Origin of the sequence: Arthrobacter sp. zg-Y895, from assembly GCF_020731025.1 — a bacterium.
Taxonomy (GTDB): Bacteria; Actinomycetota; Actinomycetes; order Actinomycetales; family Micrococcaceae; genus Arthrobacter_B.
Map to the genome: position 1 here is coordinate 14,924 of NZ_JAJFZY010000007.1, position 20,401 is coordinate 35,324.

Sequence of the window (20,401 nt, forward strand, 5' to 3'; positions counted from 1 at the left end):
ATCCGCCGCGGTGCCCCGGACCGGAATCGGAATGGATAGACTCATACCGCCCCCGAGCTGAGGAAAACACTTGAGCGAGTACCCCTTTTCCCCTGAAACTGACGTTCCCGCAGACACCACGCGCAGGAAGTCACACCCCGTGCGAAATGTGCTGCTGGGTTTTCTGGCCCTCGTTTTGGTTGCCGCGCTGGCAGCCGGTGGCTACCTGTGGCATCTGGCGCGGACCTTCGACAGTTCCACGGACACCATTGCCAATGCGCTTCCAGAGACACGTCCGGAGAAGGGCACGGCAGCAGGAGACTCGCAGAACATCCTGCTGATGGGCAGCGATACCCGCGATCCCGCTTCGGGCGATGCACGGTCGGACACGATGATGCTGGTCCATATTCCGGGGGATCGAAGCGGCGTGTACGTTATGTCGATCATGCGGGACACCTGGGTGGAGATTCCCGGGCACGGGGAACACAAAATCAATGCCGCCATGGCTCTCGGCGGAGTGTCCCTGACGGTTGACACCGTACAGACCCTGTTCGATGTCCCCATCGACCACGTGGCGATTATCGATTTTGAAGGTTTCCAGGGTCTGACGGATGCCCTGGGCGGGGTTACCCTCAACAACGACATCGCCTTCCAGTCCGAGGGCGGCCATGGCGAGTACTTTGCCGCCGGGCCGATCACCGTTGAGGGAGAGTCGGCGCTCAAGTACGTCCGCGAGCGGTACGCCTTTGCCGACGGGGACTACCAGCGGGTCAAAAACCAGCAGGCTTTCCTGAGCGGCGTGATCTCCGGTGTCCTCAACACGGAAACCCTGACCGACCCGGTAAAGGTCAGCAACATCGTGGGCGAAATTTCACCGTACCTGAGCGTTGATGAAGACCTGGACGCAGCGGCGGCAGGGGCGTTGGCGGTCAGCCTCCGCAACGTCCGGTCCGGAGATGTCCATATGTTCACCCTGCCGAACGCCGGGGTGGGCACGTCCTCCGACGGGCAGTCGATTGTGGTGCCGGACGAGGCAGCCATCGCCGAAATCGGTGCTGCGCTGGACGCTGACGACCTCGCCGGCTACCTCCGGTCCGCCGCTCCGCAGAGTTGACCGGCCCAACCGGCGGCAAATCGTTATCGGCCACTGTCAGTGCCCTGCGGTAGGCTTCCTAATGACATAGACGGTTAGCGGCAATGACGGCGAAGACCGGATAGGACGGGCCTCCATGAGCGGCACCAGCAGGAGCAGAGACAGCTCTACAAGCAGGAAACGGGATTACCTTGCAGACTAAAATCACCGCCAACGCGCAAGCGCTGAAGCGATGGTTGAGTAACGCAGAGGTCTCCTTGGGTAACCACAGCGACCGCCTCAACGCCATCAATATCTTTCCCGTGGCCGACGGCGATACCGGTACCAACCTCTACCTGACGCTCCGCTCCGCCTCGAGGGCTATTGCGGAAGAGGACACCGCCGACATCGGCGAGCTGCTGTCGGCCGCCGGGCGGGCCGCGATGGAAGAAGCCCGCGGCAACTCCGGAACCCTGTTTTCAGTCTTCCTCACCTCCATGGCAGAACCCCTGGCCGGCGCAACCCGGCTCTCCGCGCCGTTGCTCGCATCCGCCCTGCAGCGCGCGCAGCTGCGCTCCTGGTCGGTGCTCAGCGACCCGGTGCCCGGCACCATGCTCTCCGTCCTCGAAGCGGCAGCCCACGCCGCCTCCGACAGTGAAGCGGCAGTCACCGGAGATGACAGCAACGTGGGACTCGCGATCACGCTGCGCGCCATGATGGACGCCGCCCTGACCGCCGTCATCCGCACCGAAAGCCAGCTGGACGCGCTCGCCGCGGCCCACGTGGTGGACGCCGGCGGCGTCGGGTTCCTGCTGGTACTGGACGCCCTGCGAGCCGCAGCCCTGGGCGAGGAACTGCAGGAAGAACTGCTGGACGGACTGCACGGCTACGACGTCCAGGACCCGCACATCCACGCCCACATGCCCCGCATGGAAGGCGTGGAGGTCATGTGCACCATCACCCTCAGCCCGCTGGATGCCGCCACGCTGCGGCTCCAGCTGGACGAGCTGGGGGACTCCGTCATCATGAGCGCCGTCAGCCCGGTGGGAGACGGTTACCGCTGGCGGATCCACGTCCACACGCCCGACGCCGGTGCCGCCATCGACCTGCTGCGCACCCTGGGCGATCCCGAGAACCTGACCATCACCGAGTTGTCCGCAGACGGACACGAGACCAAAGAAGTCCCCGAGGCACATGGACTCTAGGCTCCCCGGAGAACTCGACTTTCCGCTGGACCGACGGATCGGCAAAACCACGGCCAATGCCATGGAGAAGTACCTCGGCCTGAAAACCGTCGGCGACCTGCTCCACCACTTCCCGCGGCGCTATCTGGAACGCGGCGAGCTGACCCCTATCGCCGAAATCCCGTTCGATGAGGACGTTACCCTGATCGCCCGGGTGCAGAGCAACAACCGGCGGCAGATGCGGGCCCGCAAGGGGACCATCGTCGAGGTAGTGGTCACCGACGATACCGACGGCAGCCTCGGCCAGCTGCACCTGACGTTCTTCAACGGGTTCAACGCGTTCAAGGAACTCACCGTCGGCACCCGGGCCATGTTCTCCGGCAAGGTGGGCGCCTACCGCGGCCAGCTGCAGCTGACCAATCCCAGTTACGCGCTGTTGGATGATGACGCCGTGGATGAAGAGGAGGCCAAACGGCCTATTCCCGTGTACCCGGCCTCGGCCAAAATAGCCAGCCCAACCATTGCCAAGTCCGTGTCGATGCTGCTGGACGTGCTTCAGGCAGCCCGGCTGCGCGATCCGATCCCGGAGTCGATCCGCCGTCGGGAGCACTTCCCCGACATCACGGAGGCCTATCAGCGGATCCACCGCCCGGCCACCATGGAGGAGGCCTACGCCGCCCGGCACAGGTTCCGGTACCAGGAAGCCCTGGTCCTGCAGACCGCACTGGCCCGGCGTCGTGCCCTGACCGCCGAAGAGGAAGCCACCGCGCGTCCGGCAGTGCCCGGCGGCCTCCTGGACCGCTTTGACGCGTCCCTTCCCTTCACCCTGACTCGCGGCCAGGCCGAAATCGGGCTCGACCTTTCCACCGAACTGGGCGGGGACCATCCCATGAACCGCCTCCTGCAGGGCGAGGTGGGCTCCGGCAAGACCCTGGTGGCCCTGCGCGCCATGCTGCAGGTGATCGACGCCGGGGGACAGGCCGCACTGCTGGCACCCACCGAGGTCCTGGCCGCCCAGCACTACGAATCCATCAGCGCCATGCTGGGACCACTGGGCCGCGGCGGCCAGCTCGACGGCGATCCGGACGGCACCCGCGTGGCCCTGCTCACCGGGTCGATGAACACCGCCGGGCGGCGGGCGGCCATGCTGGATGCTGCCAGCGGCGCGGCCGGAATCATCATCGGCACGCACGCCCTGCTGTCCGAGAACGTCTCCTTTGCCGACCTCGGCCTGGTGGTGGTGGATGAACAGCACCGGTTCGGCGTCGAGCAGCGCGATGTGCTGCGCACCAAGGGACACAGCACCCCGCACCTGCTGGTCATGACGGCTACCCCGATTCCCCGTACCGTGGCGATGACTGTCTTCGGTGACCTGGAGGTCTCCACCCTCACCGAGCTGCCCGCCGGGCGGGCCCCCATCTCCACCTACGTCTCGCCGCTGGCCGAGAAGCCGCAGTGGGAGCAGCGGATCTGGGCCCGCGCCCGGGAAGAGATCGACGCCGGCCGTCAGGTGTACGTGGTCTGCCCCAAGATCGGAGCCAAGGAAGAGGAACCCGGTACGGAGCTGGACCTGTTCGACGAGAGGGAAGCAGCCGCCGGCCGGGAGCGTGCCCAGCGGCAGGAGCTGACCTCCGTCACGGAGCTGGTCGAGTATCTCACCACCGTGCCGGTGCTCGCAGGGAAGGTCATTGCGCCGCTGCACGGCCGGCTGGACCCGAACGACAAGCACGAGACCATGGCCGCCTTCAACCGCGGCGACATTGACGTGCTCGTCTCCACCACCGTCATCGAAGTGGGGGTGGATGTGCCTAATGCCTCGCTGATGGTGATCATGGACGCGGACCGCTTCGGCATCTCCCAGCTGCACCAGCTGCGTGGCCGGGTGGGCCGCGGCGGGCTGCCCGGCACGTGCCTGCTCGTGACGCAGCTGGAGCCCGGACATCCGAGCCGTGAGCGGCTGGAGGCCGTGGCGGCCACCACCGACGGTTTCGAACTGTCCCGCAAGGACCTCGAACTGCGCCGCGAAGGCGACATCCTCGGCGCCAGTCAGTCCGGCGGCCGCTCCACCCTGAAACTGCTGCGCGCCGTCCAGGACGAAAAGCTCATTGAAAAGGCACGTGCCGACGCCGTGGCCCTGGTGGCCGAGGATCCGGACCTGCGCGACTACCCGGCCCTGGACGAAGCCATCGAGGCCTACCTGAACCCCGAAGCCGAGGCGTTCCTGGAACGCGGCTGACGCCCGCCTCCAGTCCTGACGGCTTCCGGCAGCGGATAAAGTGAAGGCATGAGCCGCATTATTGCCGGGGCTGCCGGCGGATCCTCCTTGTTCAGCGTTCCCGGTGACGGAACGCGTCCCACCACGGACCGGGTGAAGGAAGCCCTCTTTTCCCGCCTCGAGTCCTACGGCATCCTGCAGGAAGCCCGCGTGCTGGATCTGTTCGCCGGGTCCGGTGCCCTGGGTGTGGAGAGCGCCAGCCGCGGGGCGGCCGCCGTCGACCTGGTGGAACTGGCCGACAAGCCCGCTGCGACCTGCCGGCAGAACGCGGAACTGGTCAACAAGATCCTGGGCCGGACCTGCGTAAACGTGCACCGGGCCAAGGCTGAAACTTTCCTGCTGCGGGTTCCGGCGGACGTGCGCTGGGACGTGGTGTTTATTGATCCGCCCTACGCGTTCACCGAAGCGGAGCTGGCTACGGTCCTCACCCCGCTGGCCGGGCACCTCGCAGTCGGTGCGGTAGTGGTGCTCGAGCGCTCCACGCGTTCCCCCGAACCGGTCTGGCCGGAAGGCCTGGAGCGCTTCAGCGAGCGTAAATACGGTGAAACCACCCTGTGGTTCGCCGAACCTGCCGACGATGACGCAGAGTCCGACGACGCCGAGGCCGCGCAGGCCTAGCCTGCGAAGCGGTCCAGGTCCTCGCCGGTCAGCACTGCTGCCGGGTGCGGACCGGCAGCCAGTAGCTGCTGCGTCCACTCGGCGGGCCAGCGGAACCGGGTTGCCGCGAGCACGATGTTGCCGGGGTAGCGTCCCGTGAACATGTCCCGCTGTGCCAGCGCCGCCACGTCGCCGTCTGCAACCTCGCCGTCTGCAACCTCACCGGCCGCAACCAGCGAGGCCTGGACCTCGCGGACCTGCCGGCGGGCGAAGGCCAGCGGCGGATCGTCCCCGACATTGACCAGCAGCACCCCGGCGGGGGAGAGCAAGGCAATCAGCTCGGCGTAGAAGTCCGACGTCGCCAGGTGCGCGGGCGCATCGGGGCCGGCGAAGATGTCCAGGACAATGGCATCGAAATGCTGGCCGGCAAAGCGGTCCAGTGATTCCCGCGCGTCCCCGATGACGGTCTCCAGCCTGGTGCCCTCCGGCAGGGGAAGATGCGCCAGCACGAAGTCCAGCAGTTCGCGTTCCAGTTCCACCGCCGCCTGCTCGGACCCGGGGCGGGTGGCCTGGAGGTAGCGGGCGAGGGTCAGCGCTCCGGCGCCCAGATGCAGCGCACGCAGCGGCTCCCCCTCCGCTGCGGCCAGGTCCAGGACGTTGCCTATCCGGCGCAGGTACTCGTAGGAAATCTCCTGCGGGCGGGCCAGGTCCACGTGGGACTGGTCCGCGCCTCCGATGCTCAGGATGTAGGCCCCGGGGGTGAAGCCGTCTTCGGTGATGGTGGCGTGGGCGCCGATGCCCCGCAGCAGCCGGGACGCGTTCACAGCAGCCCGCCCAGCCGGGCGAGACGCTCGGAGGCGGAGTCCAGGACGTCCGTTTTCTTGCAGAACGCGAACCGGAGCAGGGACCGGGTGCGCTGCGCTCCATCCGCATGGCAGAACACGGCCACCGGAATGGCCGCCACGCCGATCAGTTCCGGCAGCCGCCGAGCCAGTTCCGTGGCGTCGGTAATGCCCAGGGGCGACGTGTCGGCGGTAACGAAGTATGTTCCGGAGGAGGGCAGGACTTCCATTCCGGCAGCCCGCAGCCCGGATCCGAGCAGGTCCCGCTTCGCCTGCAGTGCCGCGGCGGCTCCGGTGAAGTAGGAATCCTCCAGTCCCAGGCCGACGGCGACCGCGGACTGGAAGGGGGTGCCGGAGGTGTAGCTCAGGAAGGTCTTGACGGTGCGGACCGCAGCCACCAGCGGTGCCGGGCCCGTGAGCCAGCCGATTTTCCAGCCGGTTACGGAAAACGTTTTGCCCGCCGAGGAAATGGTCAGGGTCCGTTCCGCGGCACCGGGCAGCGTGGCTACGGGAATGTGCACCGGCCCGAAGGTCAGGTGTTCGTACACCTCGTCGGTGACGATCACGGCGTCGTGCTTCGCTGCCAGGTCCACGATCTGCTGCAGGACCTTGCGGGGAAGGACTGCGCCCGTGGGGTTGTGCGGGTTATTGACCAGCACCACCCGCGTGCGGTCGGTGAACGCCGCTTCGAGGGCGCCGTCGGCGGGGAGGAAATGCGGTGCGTCGAGGGCGACGGTGGTGTGCGTGGCACCGCTGAGCCCAATGACCGCGCCGTAGGAATCGTAGAAGGGTTCGAAGGTCAGCACCTCGTCTCCGGGACCCGTCAGGGCCAGGAGGGTCGACGCAATGGCTTCCGTGGCGCCGGTGCTGACGATGACCTCGCTGTCCGGGTCCACGTGCAGCCCGTAGAACCGCTCCTGGTGGGCCGCGACGGCGTTGCGCAGGACCGGCAGGCCCTGTCCCGGGGCGTACTGGTTGGCGCCGGAGGCAATGGCCTTCCGTGCGGCGTCGAGCATTACGGCCGGCCCGTCCTCATCGGGAAAACCCTGGCCGAGGTTGATGGCTCCGTGCTGTCCGGCAAGGGCGGTGATTTCCTCGAAAATGGTCACCCCGAGATTGCCGTCCGCCGCGAGCAGGTTGGCTCCCGCGGCGGTCCGCTGCCAGGGCTGGGCGGCGGCCGTGCCGGTGCCGGGCCGGGCACGGAGCAGGGACGCGGCTGTGCTGATACTCATGCCTCCAGTATTACCCGCCCGCACCCGGTAGATTCGACCTATGCGACGCGCTGTATGCCCCGGTTCCTTTGATCCCATCCACAACGGCCACGTGGAGGTGATTGCCCGTGCGGCAACCCTCTTCGACGAAGTCATCGTGGCGGTGTCCACCAACTATGCGAAGAAGTACCGTTTCAGTGCCGAGGAACGCCTGGAACTGGCAGCGGAAACCTTTGAGGCGCTGGGCGGGGTTTCCGTGGTCCCCATGGGGGACGGGCTCCTGGCCGACTTCTGCCGGGAACACGGAGCCTCCGCGATCGTGAAGGGGCTGCGGTCCGTCCAGGACTACCAGTACGAACTGCCCATGGCGGTCATGAACAGGCAGCTCACCGGCGTCGAAACCGTCTTCCTGGCCGCGGAAAGCAGCTACACCCACCTGTCCTCGTCCCTGATCAAGGAAGTGGCCGCCCTGGGCGGCGACGTCGCCGGCTATGTTCCCCCCACGGTGCTGAAGCGCCTGACGGACAGCTAGACGGGGTTGGCTCGGATGCACCGGAAGGGAAGCACCAGGCACGCCGATTAGCCGGATGCCCCTTGGCGGGTAAACTGGACTATGGAGCACGTGCCCGCACGTGTTCCTTGGCTGCGGTGCAGCCGCAGTTTGAGAGATTCCGGCAAGTCAGGCTAAGATGATATGTCGGTCTATGTTCTACAGGAGTTCTCATTAGCGAATTTTCGCGGTCCAATCCGGAAACTCCCCTGGCTATCAACGTCAGGGACCTCGGGCGCAGCCCGGGAACGATGCGGACCTTGCATGAACATGTACCGGCACCGAAAGACTTCGGTGTTGCGCTTATCGGCGTTCCGGAAGGATCCGGCCTCGAGCTCGATCTGAGGTTGGAGGCCGTGCACGAAGGGATTCTGGTATCCGGCGTAGTAATCGCCCCCGTAAAGGGCGAATGCGGCCGCTGCCTGAAGCCACTCGCGTACGACCAAGAAGTCGATGTGCAGGAACTCTTCTACTACGAGGACGCTGAGTCCTTCGAAGAAGAAGATGAAGAAGAGCAACACCGGATCGAGCGAGATGTCATCGATCTTGAGCCGGTATTGCGGGACGCAGTGGTTCTTACCATGCCGTTCCAGCCGGTGTGCCGGGAAGACTGCGAAGGCCTTTGCTCCGAATGCGGAGCGCGCCTTGAGGAGGATCCGGGTCACCACCATGAAGCAGTGGATCCTCGCTGGGCAGCCCTCGCCGGGCTGACCGGCACGGCCGCAGAAGATACTGCGGCACCAAGTACAGAGTCAGACGAGAGAGAAGAGAGTTAGCCGTGGCTGTTCCGAAGCGGAAAATGTCCCGCGCGAATACACGTGCACGCCGGTCCCAGTGGAAGGCGACCGCGCCCAACCTGGTGAAGACCGTGGAGAACGGCCGCGTCACCTATAGCCTGCCGCACCAGGCCAAGGTCGTAACCGACTCCGCCGGCACCGCGCTGTTCCTTGAATACAAGGGCCGCAAGGTCGCGGACGTCTAAGACCAGTGTTCGGCCCGGCTTTGCGCATCATTAGTGTTGTTGCGGACGGGCACGTGAATACTGCTTTTCGGGTTGTATCCAAAAAGTGAAGAATACTGAAGAGCTTATGAAGCGTCTCGGTGTCGATATCGACGCCGGGACGCTTCGTCTTGCACTCACGCACCGTTCCTACGCTTACGAGCAGGGCGGCATCCCCACGAACGAGCGCCTGGAATTCCTGGGTGACTCCATTCTGGGGTTCTCGGTAACCGATGCGCTCTACCGGGATAATCCTGATCTTTCCGAGGGCGAGCTGGCCAAGCGCCGCTCCGCCGTCGTGAGTACCCGTGCCCTCGCCGGCATTGCCCGCGGTCTGGGGCTGGGGGAGTACATCCTGCTGGGCCAGGGCGAAAAGCTGACCAACGGGCGCGACAAGTCCTCTATCCTTGCGGACACCACCGAGGCAATCATCGGTGCCGTGTACCTCGATCACGGAATAGAGGCCGCGCGGCAGATGGTGATGCGCCTTGTCGGTCCGCTGCTGTCCAACGCCGAGGCATTGGGCGCCGGGACGGACTGGAAGACGAGCATCCAGGAGATCGCTGCCGGCCGGAAAATGGGCGACATCGAATACCGGGTCTCCGGATCCGGTCCCGACCATTCCCGCAGCTTCGTTGCTGTCCTGCATATCGGCGACAAGGCCTACGGCACCGGCGTCGGCCACTCCAAGAAGGAAGCCGAGCAGGAAGCCGCCGCTGCTTCCTGGAAGATGATCAACGCCAAGGAAGCCGACTCCGCGGCTGCCGGTTCCTAGGCACTCCCGGCGATGCCTGAGCTTCCCGAAGTCGAGGTGGTCCGCCGCGGACTGGCATCATGGGTCCGCGGCCGCACCATCACCGGCGTCGAAGTCGTGGATCCCCGTTCCGTGCGGCGCCATGCGCCCGGCCCGGCCGACCTCGTTGCCAACCTTGAAGGCGCGGTGGTGGCCGACGTCGTGCGCCGCGGTAAGTTCCTCTGGCTGCCGCTGCTCGAGGCTGCTCCTTCACCGGCCGGTGCCGCTTCCGGCGCGGACGACGACGTCGTACCCCCGTTTGCATTGATGGCCCACCTGGGCATGAGCGGGCAGCTGCTGATGGAGGACTCGGCGCTTCCGGACGAAAAGCACCTGAAGGTCCGGTTCACGCTTAGTCCCGCCGTTGATGCCTCCGGTGTTGCGATGCCGGACGAGCTGCGCTTTGTAGACCAGCGGATTTTCGGCGGTGTGTTCCTCACCGACCTGGTGCCGACTCCCGACGGCGCTCCCGGCGGCCTGTCCGAAACCGGACTTCCGCTCGTGGCTGCCGAGGCGGCCCATATCGCCCGTGACCCGCTGGATCCGGCGTTTTCCTTTGACGAGTTCTACCGCCGGCTGCGAGGCAGGAAGACCGGGATCAAACGCGCCCTGCTGGACCAGGGGCTGATTTCCGGGGTCGGGAACATTTACGCCGACGAATCCCTGTGGGCGGCACGGATGCACTTTGCCCGCGCCACGGACACCATGCGCCGGGCCGACGCGCTGCGGCTTGTCGAAGCCGCCCGGGACGTGATGACCCGTGCATTGGCTGCGGGCGGCACCAGCTTCGACTCGCTGTACGTCAATGTGAACGGCGCCTCAGGGTACTTCTCCCGGTCCCTCAACGCCTATGGCCGCGAAGGGCTGCCCTGCCCGCGCTGTGAGGAACTGGGGCTGCATACCCTGATCCGGCGGGATTCGTTTATGAACCGGTCTTCGTACAGTTGTCCCGTGTGTCAGCCGCGGCCCCGGAACGGTCGCTGGTAGTTCTCCGTTCCACGAATTGGATCGGGTGTCCGTCGAAGTCCTCGACGAATGCAACCCGCAGTCTCGCGTCCAGGAACGGGTGCGGTCCTTGGAGGTCTTTTGCTCCGGCGTCGAGTGCAGCGGCGTAGGCGGCTGTGACGTCGTCCGTCCAGAGCGTGAGGCACGCGCGGTGTCCGGCCGTGACCGGGGTGAGCCCGTGGGCTTCGGCCGCCGGTCCAGGCAGTGCGAGCCCGAGCTCGAAGCCTTCCAATGCCATTTCCATTTTGACGGGTGCTGTCCCTGCTCCCGTTGCGCTGAACTCTTCATTGAAGCCGAGGGCCGCGTAGAAGCGTGCCGCCCGCGCGACGTCGGCGACGAACAAGATGACCTGCGGATTGTAGATTTTCACGGCTGTCCTCATCTCGGGCGTTGGAGTGCGCCCGTTCACGGCACCTTTGCGTCCGGTAACAAATCCGGGTGGTATCCGTCGCCCAGCAGCCGGCGTCACACCGGGCGCGCTCCGGACGGGCATCCAGGGCCGGTCCCGCCACCAGCGTCAGGAACAGAAAAATTACGAAACTCTTGCAATCTTTTTGGAATTACGTAATTCTCTATCCATGACCGCACGAGACGACGCCCGGCTGCAGGCGCTGGAAGCACGCGTGGCAGCCCTGGAGCAACGCGCGGAAGCCGCGGAGCCGACGCCGGCCGCGGACGGGGCAGACGTGTTCTGGGCCCTCGAAGGGGTGCGGAAGCGCCATCCCGAGCCGGGAGCCGTGCTGTTCACCGGCACCGCCACTACCGCCGCCGGTGCCCACTACGAGTACCAGTACGGGTTGGAGACCGGGCATCTGCTCGACGTCGACTGGACGCAGTTCGCCGAAACCCTTGCCTCCCTCGGCCATCCCGTCCGGCTGGCCGTGCTCCGCGCCGTGCTCGGCGGAACCGAGACCGTGGCAGAACTGGTGGAGGAACTGGGTTCCGGAACCTCCGGACAGATTTACCACCACGTTCACCAGCTGACCGCCTCGGGCTGGCTCGCACCGCACGCCCGGTCCCGCTACCAAATCCCGCCGGCCCGGGTCATCCCGCTGCTGGCGATTCTGACCGCTGCCTCCGGAGGTAACTGACATGCTTCAACGCAGACGCATTATCGTGGCCGTCCTTGCCGCTTCAGCTGTCCTGGCCGGCGGGCTCCTTGCTGCCCCGTGGACACCGCGCCTGTCGACGCAGGTTTCCGGCGACGCAGAACTCGCCGACGCCGTTCGGCCCCTGCTGCAGAAACCTGCCGATGCGGTCAGCGTCGTCTACCTGGAAAACGGCACCGTCCGGTTTGCCGGGTTCGGTGCCGATGAACGGACCGAGTTCGAAATCGGTTCGGTGTCCAAGACGTTCACGGCAGCGCTGCTTGCAAACGCCGTCGAGCGCGGCGAGGTGACGTTGGAGACCACCGTTGCCGAGATCCTGGGCCCGGAGCTGCGGGATCCGGAAGCCGAAATCGGCACGGTCACCCTGGCCGAGCTGGCCAGCCACCGTTCGGGGCTTCCCCGGCTCGCCACCGATCCGGGAGCGCTGGTCTCCCTGCTCGCCGGCACCGCCCTCCACCGCGACCCCTACACCGCCTCGCCTGCCGAGGTGCTGGAGCAGGCACAGAATGCGTCGGTGGGTGGAAGGGGAACGGTGGCCTACTCCAACCTCGGGTATGCCTTCCTCGGGCAGCTGCTCGCCAAGGCAGCCGGGATGGAATACGCCGATCTGCTGGAGCAGCGGATTTTCGAGCCACTGGGAATGAAGGACACATACGTGCCAATGACGGCCGACAACCTGCGCCCCGATGCTCCGACTGGCCGGAATGCAAGCGGACTGCCGGAGGGAGCCTGGACCGGCAACGGCGGGGCGCCGATGGGTGGGATCCGGTCTACCGCAGCGGATATGTCGCTCTACCTCCAGGCGCTGCTGACGGAGACCGCTCCGGGGGCCGCGGCCCTGGAACCGCAGTGGGATACGGGCGAGGACGGCGAGCAGGTGGGCCTGGGGTGGTTCACCCAGGTCTCTCCCTCGAGTGGGCGGGCTGCGACCTGGCACAACGGCATGACCGGAGGCTTCTCCGCCATGGCGGCGATGGACCGGGAGGCGGGCACCGCCGTGCTGATCCTTTCCAACGTGGCTGTCGGGCAGGAAGAAGCTGCCTTGGCTTTGCTGAAGGAAGGTCTCTGATGACATTCACCCTGATGTCCTGGATCCTCGGCGCCTGGCTGGTGGCGACCTGTCTGTCCGTGGCGGTTCCTGTCTGGCAACGGGCGGGACAGCCTTCCGGCCCCAGCCGGAGGTCGCTGCTGGCCGGTTTGATGGAAGCGGCTTCGCTCGCGGGCCTTTTGCGGCTGGTGGTGCCGTGGACCTCCTGGTCGATGGCCCTCTGGGTAGTGGCCGTCGTCGCACTCGCAGCGGCTGTTGCCGGAGCCGTTCTGCACTGGCCGGTGCTGCCGGGCCGGGTTGAGTCTGAGGGTCCGTTACGGGAGAAGGTATCCGAGGCTACGACGGGACCGGAGCCGGCCGGTTCGGAGCTGGTTCCGAACCCAGACATCCCTGCGGAGGCGTCGGATCAATCCCGGCTGCCGCAGCCCGCGGCGGCACAAGCCGCATCGGTGGAGCGGTCACGGCCACCGTTCTTTCCTGTGCGGGAAAGGGCGGCCGCACCCGACACCGGGAATTCCGACCCCGGAAGCCCCGACCCCGGAAAGCCTGACCGGAAGGCGAAGGCCGGGAAGCCCGGAGGGAAGGCGAAGGCCGGGAAGAAGAAGCCGAAGAAGGAGCCCGGAAACCTCGCGCTGGCGGGGAACGCTGCCCTGCTGCTCGGCGTCGTCGTGGTTTCTTAGGTGGTTGAACGGGTATTTTTCGCCTAGATCCGAGCTCCAGGCCCCGATAGACTCGAACACATGTTCGAATATTCTCACCCTGTGAACCATCAACGGACCGACGGATTGACTGCCGGTACCGCACGGGTGAACGCGTGGGTTGAGGTACTGGGGGACCAAGCTGAGGATCTTCCCTTCGTACAGCAGGATGACCGCGAGCTGATTGACCGGATCCGGGCACTTGAGGAGCTCAAAGCCGCAGCCTCGGCGGCACAGGCCCGGGCTGCTGCAGCATTCGATGCCTCGCAGCGCCGGAAGCAGGCCGAGGCCGGAGTGCGCCGCGAGGATCTGGGCCGCGGTGTCGCCGGACAGATTGCCCTGGCCCGCAGGGCATCACCGAGCCGCGGGGGACGGTTGCTCGGGTTCGCCAAGGTGCTGACGGAAGAGATGCCGTGCACGCTGCAGGCGTTGGCCCGCGGGAAAATCAGCGAATGGCGGGCAACGCTGCTGGTCCGCGAGACGGCCTGCCTGAGCTTGGAAGACCGGCGGCGGGTAGATGAAGAAGTGGCCGGAGACCCCGACGTGCTTGAAGCCCTGGGGGACCGGCAGGTCATCTCCCGCACCAGAGGCGCCGCTTATCGGCTCGATCCGCGAGCATCGGTCAAGCGCGCAGCCAAAGCCGAATCCGAACGCTTTGTTTCCTGCCGTCCGGCACCGGACACCATGACTTACCTAACCGGGCTACTGCCCGTCGCCCAGGGAGTGGGAGTCTTTGCCGCACTGTCCCGTGAAGCAGACCGGCTGCGGGCAACCGGAGATACCCGGGGGCGGGGCCAGATCATGGCGGACACTCTCGTGGAGCGCGTGACCGGCCAGGCGGAGACAGGGCAGCTGAAGGTGGAAGTTCAGCTGGTGATGTCGGACCGGACACTGTTCGGCGGCGATTCCGAGCCGGCCGTGGTCCCCGGGTACGGGCCGGTGCCGGCGCAGTGGGCAAGGGACCTGGTCCGGGGAAGGCGTCCGGGGCAAGAACCCGGGCAGGATACCCGTGGCGCTGAACCGGAACACGTCCGGGAACAAGCCGCAGGGCGGAAAGCGAAGCAGGACAAGCAGGAAGAACGCTGGATTCGACGGCTCTACACCGAACCGATTGCCGGTCAATTAGTCGCTATGGATTCCCGGGCGCGCTTGTTCCCGGCTTCGCTGGGACGGTTTATCGCGGCACGCGACCAGTCCTGCCGAATGCCGTGGTGCGGGGCGCCGATTCGGCATCTCGACCATATTCGTCCCCATCAGGACGGCGGCCCCACCGAAATCGCAAATGGGCAGGGACTCTGCGAGGCATGCAACCAGGCAAAGGAAGCACCCGATTGGAAGGCGCAAACGCTCCATCCGCCGACGGGATCAACTACACCGCACACCGTCGAGACCACCACCCCAACAGGGCACACCTATCGGTCCACGGCGCCTCCGCTCCCCGGAATCAGGGCCGAGGACAGCGCTGGCGATCGGACGGGAGGCAAGCCGCCCCCGAAGGGTTTCCTGGAAGCCTGCATCGTGGATCTGGTTTGGGCCGCGTAGCAGGCAGAACGCTACCGGTCGGCGAGTTCCGCAAGGACCCCGTCGGTAAAGGGCGGCCAGACGTCGGCGGCCCAGGGGCCGAAATCGCGGTCGGTGAGGCAGACAGCAGCAGCACGAGCCGCAGGATCCACCCAAAGGAAGGTTCCGGACTGGCCAAAGTGCCCGAAAGTGGCCGGCGAGCTGTTGGCGCCGGTCCAGTGCGGAGACTTCTGTGCCCGGATTTCGAAGCCGAGGCCCCAGTCGTTCTCTTTCTGCCGGCCGAAACCGGGAAGCACGCCCACCAGGCCGGGAAAGACCACCTGGGTGGCTTCGGTCAGCCGGCCCGGATCCGTGAGCGTGGGAGCCTGCAGTTCGGCCGCAAACCGGCTGAGGTCCGCTGCCGTGGAGATGGCGCCGGCAGCAGGGGAGCCCTCCAGCGTTGTGGAAGACATGCCCAGCGGAACCAGTACGCCTTCGCGCAGATATTCGCCGAAGGTCATACCCGTGGCCTGCTCCAGGGTTTCGCCGAGGACCTCAAAACCCGCGTTGGAATACAGTCGCCGGGTACCGGGGGTGTAGCGGACCGTGCGCTCGCCGAAATCGTAGCCGCCGGAATGGGCCAACAGGTGCCGGACGGTGGAGCCCTCAGGTCCTGCAGGCTGATCGAGTTCCAAGGCGCCCTCATCGAGGGACACCAGTACGGCGTACGCGCTCAGCAGCTTGGTGACCGAGGCCAGCCGAAAACGGCGGTCCTGGTCGCCGGCAGTTCCCAGCACCTCGCCGTCGACGGACACGACGGCGGCAGCGGCATGGTCTACGGGCCAGGACTCGATCTTCTGCAGGCTTTTCACGGAAATCATCCTAGGAGTAGTGCCGGGCAAGCCGGATCATGCCGTCTTCAATCGAAACTTCGGGCTTCCAATCCAGCACTTCGCGGGTTTCGCGCTGGTCAAACCAGTGCGACGTCGAGAGCTGCTCAGCGAGGAAACGGGTCATGGGCGGCTCGTCATGGACCAGACCCCGCCGACCGGCCACCAACCAGGCCTTCTCGATCAGGCTTCCGGCGCCGCGGGCAACCTTGCCGGGAACGCTCCAGCCCGGTGCAGCCACTCCTGCGGCTGCACAGATCCCGGCGATCAGTTCCCCTACCGGCCTCGGCTGCCCGTTCGTCACCACGAGGGCACGGCCCGCCGCAGCATCCATCCGCTCCAGCCCGCGGACTATGGCAGCCGCGGCGTTGTCGATGTACGTGGTGTCGATCAGCGCAGCACCGGCATCCAGCAGCGGCAGGCGGCCGGACCGGGCACGGTCGATCACGCGTTCCACCAGCTGCGTGTCGCCGGGACCCCAGACGATATGCGGGCGGATGGCCGTGACCCGGAAACCGGAGGAGTTCTGCGCCAGCGCAATGAGCTCGGCCTGGGCCTTGGACGCAGCATAGAAACCGCGGGCTCGGGCCGGGTCTGCCGTGCCGGCACCGGCGCCCGCAATCGGCTCGCCGAAGTGCGCCACGGACGGAGAGGAGACGAAAACGACGTCACGGACCCCGGCCGCCTGCGCGGCCTGCAGCAGGACCTGCGTACCAACGATGTTGGTTTCCTCGAACTCGTGCCACTCGCCGGTAAAGGAGACCTTCGCCGCGAGATGGATTACCGCGTCCATCCCGTCCACTGCGCGGGCAGCAGCAGCGGGATCGGCAACCGAACCGGCCACGGAGTCCCGACCCAGGACACCCGGGCGGCGCTGGAAGGTGCGGACCTTGTGACCCTTGGCTTCCAACAGGTCCGCAACGGCACCGCCCAGCAGACCGCTTGCACCGGTGACGAGGACATTCCGGGGAGGCAGGACGGCGGAGCTCATCGCCGTCCCTTGCCCAGGCCCGGCACCGGACCGCCGGCCAGCAGCCGGGAGGCCCAGTCGGCCAACGCGGTGCGGTCGATCTTGGAATTGTGCCGGATATCGGTAGGCATCTGCGGCAGCACCAGTACTGCCGCCAGATCGAGCCCCACCAGCTGGGCCACACGGGACCGCACAGCTGCGGTCAGCCCGGAGGACGCGGTCCCGGCCCGGCGGGCGGGCGGTTCCGTTTCCAGGACGGCGACGGGCACCTGGGCGCCGGCGGGTCCGACGCCGACCAGCGCAACCCTGCCTACGCCGTCGACCGTCTCGGCAGCCTGTTCGGCTGCCACCGGAGTCCGGACCCCGTCCGCAGAGGTGAGGATGTGCCCCAGGCGGCCCTCGACCCACAGCCGGCCCTCGTCGTCGAAGTGACCGACGTCGCCGGTGCGGTGCCAGCCGTCGATGGAGGAACTGTGGCGTTCCGTGATCCAGAGCCGGTCGTAGCGGTCCTTGACGTGCGGGGCACTGACCAGGATTTCACCGGTGCGGTTCGCGACGGTCAGGGGTTTGTCGCCGACCGTGCCGTCCGGGAAGACTTCGGCAATGGCCACTTCGGCCCGGGACACGGGGGTTCCGACGCAGACGCCGTTGCCGGCACCCGCGGCACGGATGCCCTCGAGGCTGATGTCGGTGACCGGCAGTGCTTCGGTCATGCCGTACGGGGTGTGCAGGGACGCCTTCGGCACCAGGTCCTGCACCTGGGCCAGAAGCGGTTCGGCTATCGGAGCACCGGCGGAAAGCAGCAGTTCCACCTGTGCCAGTGCGGCCCGCTGCGCAGCGTCCAGTTGGCCGGACGTCGCCAGCACGTTGGTGAGCGCCGCAGGGGAAGCGAAGATGGTGGTGGCGTCCACGGCGACGGCGGCATCAGCCAGGGCTGCCGCGGTCAGGGTGCGCGGGGAGGTGACGTCCATGTCCGGAGTCACTGACGTTGCCCCCAGTGCGGGCCCCAGCAGGGCGAACGGCGCGAAGCCGGCCACCAGCGAGGTCCCGGCCCGGAGGTTATAGGTGTCCTTGATGGCGTCGCGCATCGCGGCCAGCTGCCGGTGCGTGTACACCACGCCCTTGGCAGGGCCTGTCGAGCCGGAGGTGAACAGTACGGCGGCGTCGGCGTCGGGGTCCGCGGGATACCACGGCGCTTCGGAACCGGAACCGTCGGCAATGAGACCTTCGACGGAATGCCGCACCCCCAGCAGCCGTTTACGGGCCGGAGACAGCTCGGACACGCTGATCCGGGTTCCCGGCCAGCCAAGCGCCCGGGCACCGATCAGCGCCCGGTCGATGCCGATCAAAAACTCCGGACCGGCGCCCTTGATGGCGCGGCCGAGTCCCTTGGTGCCGAGGCCGGCGTCGGCCACCACAATGACGGCGTTCAGTCGCAGGCACGCGTAAATCAGCGAGGTCAGTTCAATTCCGGGCGGAACCAGCAGGTTCACCCGGGTTCCGGGACGCACGCCGGCCGCGGCGAGTCCCGCCGCGAGGGCATTCACGCGTTCCGCAAGCCCCGCCCAGGACAAGGTGCGCGGGGCCGTACCTTCGCCTCCGCCCAGCGGTGCCATGTCGACGACGGCGGGGCTCGTATCGCGCGCGCGCTCATCCAGCTCGGCAAGCATGGGGCGGAAGGGATCAGTGCGCCGGAGGGCGGAATCCGCAGGCTCTTCGACGGCGGTCCGCAGCCAGGAGAAGACGGGGGAGGCGATGTCGACGTCTTCGGGGAGCAGGTGCCCGGCCCCCTCGAACCGGTGCACGGAGGATTCCGGCAGCCGCTCCAGCAGGTCGCGCAGGTAGCGGTCGGAAAAGACCGGATCCCGAGGACCCCAGAGAACCAGCGAGGGAACGTTGAGCCGGCGGATGCCCTCGGCAACGGTGTTCAGTGCGCGCCAGCTCGGGTGGGAATCGACGGCGGGAATATCGGCAACGAAGTTCGCGACGCCCTGCCGGCGGGCCGCACCGCGGTACGGCAGCGCGAAGGCTTCCCGCACGGGAGCAGGCAGTGCGGGCTGCGCGAGGGAATGCGTGACCCGGATAAAGGCATCGGTGCTGCGCGTGCCCCAGGGGTGGACAGCCGGATGCAGGGCCAGCTTCAGGGCCGGCGGCAGCGAGTAGCCGGCCGGATGCACAGCGGTGTTGGTCAGGACGACGCCGGCCAGCTGGCGGCGGTGCCGCAGCGCCCAGCCCAGGGAGATCACGCCGCCCCAGTCATGCCCGACAGTGACCACGGGGCCCGTGATCCCGAGCGTGTCCGTGAGGTTGCCGAGGTCGGTGATCCGGTCCTCCAACCTCCGGAAGGCACCGGTGCGTTCGGAGAAGCCCATATCCAGCTGGTCAACGGCCACTACGCGCCACGGCTTGTCGGCGGACGCCCCGGCAGCCAGCAGGGTGCGCCAGAGGTAGGACCAGGTGGGGTTGCCGTGCACGCAGAGCAGGGTTCCGGCCGGTTCAATCCCGGCGGCGGCCAGGTCAGGGCCGTTGTCGAGGATGTGCCACTTGCGCACAGTGCCGGCGACGTCGACGGCGGCGGTGGAGGGAACGTGGACAAACGTGGACCAGGCGGGGTTAACGCCGGGCCAAAGCTCCTCTACCACGCAATCTCCATCATGGTTGTGTTCAGTCCGGAGCCCACGCCCATGCACAGCACACGGTCGCCGGGGTTCAGGGAACGGGATTCCTGGGCCAGGGTCATCGGCAGCGACGCCGGACCTACGTTGCCCCAGTTCGGGAACGTGATCGGCACCTTTTTCCGGTCCAGGTCCACGGCCTTGATGATGGCATTGGTATAGGAGTTGGACACCTGGTGGGTCACGTAGCGGTCCATACCGGACCAGTCCCAGCCGTTGCCGTGGGCTTCGTGCCACGCATCAACCACGAGTTCCAGGCCGCCGTCCAGCAGGCCCTTGGTGTCGGTGTACATGCCGTCGATGCCGCCCACGCACAGCTCGTGGTGCTGGGTGCCGGCACGCGAAACCCCGCCGAGGATGCGGTGCGAGCCGGGATGCCGGTCCGCCCGGCCGATGACGGCCGCCGCGGCACCGGAGCCAAGGGTGAGGGTGGCGAATTCCCGCAGGTAGTCGTCGCGGGTGGAATCGGGGGCGTTCAGGCGTCCGAAAGTGGCTTCCTGCACGCCCTGGGAATCTTCGCCGGCCACAATCAGGGCATAGTTGATCTGCCCGGAGTCGATCATGTTGGACGCCAGTGTGATGCCGTTGACGAAGCCCAGGCAGGCGTTGGCAAGGTCGAAGTTCATGGCGGAGGAGGGCAGTCCCAGGCCGTTGTGGATCTTCACGGCTACGGACGGCTCAAGGTTCCGGCGCGTCACCGAAGTGTTGATGAGCAGTCCGATTTCGGAAGCTTCGACGCCGGCTTCGGCCAGGGCCTTGGCACCGGCCTCGGTGGCACCGTCGTCGAACGCGGTGCCGGGAGCCCACCAGCGGCGTTCGCTTACGCCTGCCACCCGCTCAAGCAGGCGCTTGGAGAGCCGCAGCCGCTTGAGTGACGGCTCGAGGCGCTCGTCGAATTCACTGGAACTCATAACCACCGGAGCTTCAACGCTATTCACGCTGAGGATGGCGGAGTTGGAGTGCTGGAAGTTGAAGTTCCCGGTCAAAATGCCTGCCTTGTCTG

Annotated in this window: 20 protein-coding genes; 13 read left to right on the plus strand and 7 right to left on the minus strand. The window is 66.8% G+C overall.

Annotated elements, in window-relative coordinates:
* Window positions 1–139: 139 nt before the first annotated feature.
* From LJ760_RS12690 to rsmD, 4 genes are all read left to right on the plus strand, one after another.
* The gene (locus LJ760_RS12690; RefSeq protein ID WP_227923599.1) at window positions 140–1,093 is read left to right on the plus strand and encodes an LCP family protein; all 954 of its coding nucleotides are present in this window, start codon (window positions 140–142) and stop codon (window positions 1,091–1,093) included.
* A gap of 203 nt (window positions 1,094–1,296) precedes the next feature.
* Complete coding sequence (locus LJ760_RS12695) at window positions 1,297–2,256, plus strand: DAK2 domain-containing protein (RefSeq protein WP_227923694.1); 960 nt, start codon at window positions 1,297–1,299, stop codon at window positions 2,254–2,256.
* Window positions 2,246–4,471: an ATP-dependent DNA helicase RecG gene (locus tag LJ760_RS12700; protein ID WP_227923600.1), complete on the plus strand. Its 2,226-nt coding sequence runs from the start codon at window positions 2,246–2,248 to the stop codon at window positions 4,469–4,471. Before LJ760_RS12695 ends, LJ760_RS12700 begins: the two co-directional genes overlap by 11 nt.
* 48 nt (window positions 4,472–4,519) lie before the next feature.
* Complete coding sequence (gene rsmD, locus LJ760_RS12705) at window positions 4,520–5,128, plus strand: 16S rRNA (guanine(966)-N(2))-methyltransferase RsmD (protein WP_227923601.1); 609 nt, start codon at window positions 4,520–4,522, stop codon at window positions 5,126–5,128.
* Here the strand turns inward: rsmD and LJ760_RS12710 are convergent.
* Together LJ760_RS12710 and LJ760_RS12715 are read right to left on the minus strand one after the other, a co-directional pair.
* Window positions 5,125–5,931 carry a spermidine synthase gene (locus tag LJ760_RS12710; protein ID WP_227923602.1) on the minus strand — a complete coding sequence of 269 codons (807 nt, stop codon included), beginning with the start codon at window positions 5,929–5,931 and terminating at the stop codon, window positions 5,125–5,127. The two genes, rsmD and LJ760_RS12710, sit on opposite strands and share 4 nt — an antisense overlap.
* Window positions 5,928–7,181, minus strand: coding sequence for an aminotransferase class I/II-fold pyridoxal phosphate-dependent enzyme (locus tag LJ760_RS12715; protein WP_227923604.1), 1,254 nt, complete (start codon window positions 7,179–7,181; stop codon window positions 5,928–5,930). The genes LJ760_RS12710 and LJ760_RS12715 overlap by 4 nt, the downstream gene beginning before the upstream one ends.
* A 40-nt stretch (window positions 7,182–7,221) precedes the next feature.
* Here LJ760_RS12715 and coaD point away from each other — a divergent pair, with 40 nt between their 5' ends.
* From coaD to mutM, 5 genes are all read left to right on the plus strand, one after another.
* The gene (coaD, locus tag LJ760_RS12720) at window positions 7,222–7,692 is read left to right on the plus strand and encodes a pantetheine-phosphate adenylyltransferase (protein ID WP_227923606.1); all 471 of its coding nucleotides are present in this window, start codon (window positions 7,222–7,224) and stop codon (window positions 7,690–7,692) included.
* A 227-nt stretch (window positions 7,693–7,919) separates the two neighbouring features.
* Entirely contained in the window at window positions 7,920–8,486 is a 567-nt protein-coding gene (locus LJ760_RS12725; protein ID WP_227923697.1) for a YceD family protein, read from the plus strand.
* Window positions 8,487–8,488: 2 nt separating this feature from the next.
* Window positions 8,489–8,692, plus strand: a complete 204-nt coding sequence (gene rpmF, locus LJ760_RS12730) for a 50S ribosomal protein L32 (RefSeq protein WP_146364453.1) — start codon at window positions 8,489–8,491, stop codon at window positions 8,690–8,692.
* Between the two features lie 85 nt (window positions 8,693–8,777).
* Window positions 8,778–9,485 (plus strand): ribonuclease III, encoded by a 708-nt coding sequence (gene rnc / locus LJ760_RS12735; RefSeq protein WP_227923609.1) that lies wholly within the window; start codon window positions 8,778–8,780, stop codon window positions 9,483–9,485.
* Between the two features lie 12 nt (window positions 9,486–9,497).
* Entirely contained in the window at window positions 9,498–10,490 is a 993-nt protein-coding gene (mutM, locus tag LJ760_RS12740) for a bifunctional DNA-formamidopyrimidine glycosylase/DNA-(apurinic or apyrimidinic site) lyase (protein WP_227923611.1), read from the plus strand.
* On the opposite strand, the gene LJ760_RS12745 is transcribed toward mutM, so the two are convergent.
* Window positions 10,426–10,878, minus strand: coding sequence for a VOC family protein (locus LJ760_RS12745; RefSeq protein WP_227923614.1), 453 nt, complete (start codon window positions 10,876–10,878; stop codon window positions 10,426–10,428). The two genes, mutM and LJ760_RS12745, sit on opposite strands and share 65 nt — an antisense overlap.
* 208 nt (window positions 10,879–11,086) lie before the next feature.
* On the opposite strand from LJ760_RS12745, the gene LJ760_RS12750 reads away from it, so the two are divergent.
* The 4 genes from LJ760_RS12750 to LJ760_RS12765 are packed head-to-tail and all read left to right on the plus strand — an operon-like array spanning window position 11,087 to window position 14,905.
* Window positions 11,087–11,599: an ArsR/SmtB family transcription factor gene (locus LJ760_RS12750; RefSeq protein ID WP_227923616.1), complete on the plus strand. Its 513-nt coding sequence runs from the start codon at window positions 11,087–11,089 to the stop codon at window positions 11,597–11,599.
* 1 nt (window position 11,600) lies between these two features.
* A complete protein-coding gene (locus tag LJ760_RS12755; RefSeq protein ID WP_227923618.1) occupies window positions 11,601–12,686 on the plus strand; it encodes a serine hydrolase domain-containing protein in 1,086 nt (361 codons plus the stop codon).
* A complete protein-coding gene (locus LJ760_RS12760) occupies window positions 12,686–13,345 on the plus strand; it encodes a hypothetical protein (protein ID WP_227923620.1) in 660 nt (219 codons plus the stop codon). The genes LJ760_RS12755 and LJ760_RS12760 overlap by 1 nt, the downstream gene beginning before the upstream one ends.
* Window positions 13,346–13,405: 60 nt before the next feature.
* Entirely contained in the window at window positions 13,406–14,905 is a 1,500-nt protein-coding gene (locus LJ760_RS12765) for an HNH endonuclease (protein WP_227923623.1), read from the plus strand.
* An 11-nt stretch (window positions 14,906–14,916) separates the two neighbouring features.
* Here LJ760_RS12765 and LJ760_RS12770 read toward each other — a convergent pair whose 3' ends face one another.
* From LJ760_RS12770 to LJ760_RS12785, 4 genes are read right to left on the minus strand one after another with little or no spacing between them, the layout of a single operon-like run.
* Complete coding sequence (locus LJ760_RS12770) at window positions 14,917–15,735, minus strand: serine hydrolase domain-containing protein (protein ID WP_331460726.1); 819 nt, start codon at window positions 15,733–15,735, stop codon at window positions 14,917–14,919.
* A gap of 10 nt (window positions 15,736–15,745) precedes the next feature.
* Window positions 15,746–16,744, minus strand: a complete 999-nt coding sequence (locus LJ760_RS12775; RefSeq protein WP_227923627.1) for an NAD-dependent epimerase/dehydratase family protein — start codon at window positions 16,742–16,744, stop codon at window positions 15,746–15,748.
* The gene (locus tag LJ760_RS12780; RefSeq protein ID WP_227923629.1) at window positions 16,741–19,365 is read right to left on the minus strand and encodes an alpha/beta fold hydrolase; all 2,625 of its coding nucleotides are present in this window, start codon (window positions 19,363–19,365) and stop codon (window positions 16,741–16,743) included. The genes LJ760_RS12775 and LJ760_RS12780 overlap by 4 nt, the downstream gene beginning before the upstream one ends.
* Window positions 19,359–20,384 carry a 3-oxoacyl-ACP synthase III gene (locus LJ760_RS12785; protein ID WP_227923699.1) on the minus strand — a complete coding sequence of 342 codons (1,026 nt, stop codon included), beginning with the start codon at window positions 20,382–20,384 and terminating at the stop codon, window positions 19,359–19,361. Before LJ760_RS12785 ends, LJ760_RS12780 begins: the two co-directional genes overlap by 7 nt.
* Between the last annotated feature and the right edge of the window lie 17 nt (window positions 20,385–20,401).

Bases quoted from the DNA above. Each gene is read 5' to 3' on its own strand.
- LJ760_RS12700 (WP_227923600.1), top strand. From the start codon at position 2,246: ATGGACTCTAGGCTCCCCGGAGAACTCGACTTTCCGCTGGACCGACGG.
- rsmD (WP_227923601.1), top strand. From the start codon at position 4,520: ATGAGCCGCATTATTGCCGGGGCTGCCGGCGGATCCTCCTTGTTCAGC.
- LJ760_RS12715 (WP_227923604.1), bottom strand. From the start codon at position 7,181: ATGAGTATCAGCACAGCCGCGTCCCTGCTCCGTGCCCGGCCCGGCACC.
- coaD (WP_227923606.1), top strand. From the start codon at position 7,222: ATGCGACGCGCTGTATGCCCCGGTTCCTTTGATCCCATCCACAACGGC.
- mutM (WP_227923611.1), top strand. From the start codon at position 9,498: ATGCCTGAGCTTCCCGAAGTCGAGGTGGTCCGCCGCGGACTGGCATCA.
- LJ760_RS12750 (WP_227923616.1), top strand. From the start codon at position 11,087: ATGACCGCACGAGACGACGCCCGGCTGCAGGCGCTGGAAGCACGCGTG.
- LJ760_RS12755 (WP_227923618.1), top strand. From the start codon at position 11,601: ATGCTTCAACGCAGACGCATTATCGTGGCCGTCCTTGCCGCTTCAGCT.
- LJ760_RS12760 (WP_227923620.1), top strand. From the start codon at position 12,686: ATGACATTCACCCTGATGTCCTGGATCCTCGGCGCCTGGCTGGTGGCG.
- LJ760_RS12765 (WP_227923623.1), top strand. From the start codon at position 13,406: ATGTTCGAATATTCTCACCCTGTGAACCATCAACGGACCGACGGATTG.
- LJ760_RS12775 (WP_227923627.1), bottom strand. From the start codon at position 16,744: ATGAGCTCCGCCGTCCTGCCTCCCCGGAATGTCCTCGTCACCGGTGCA.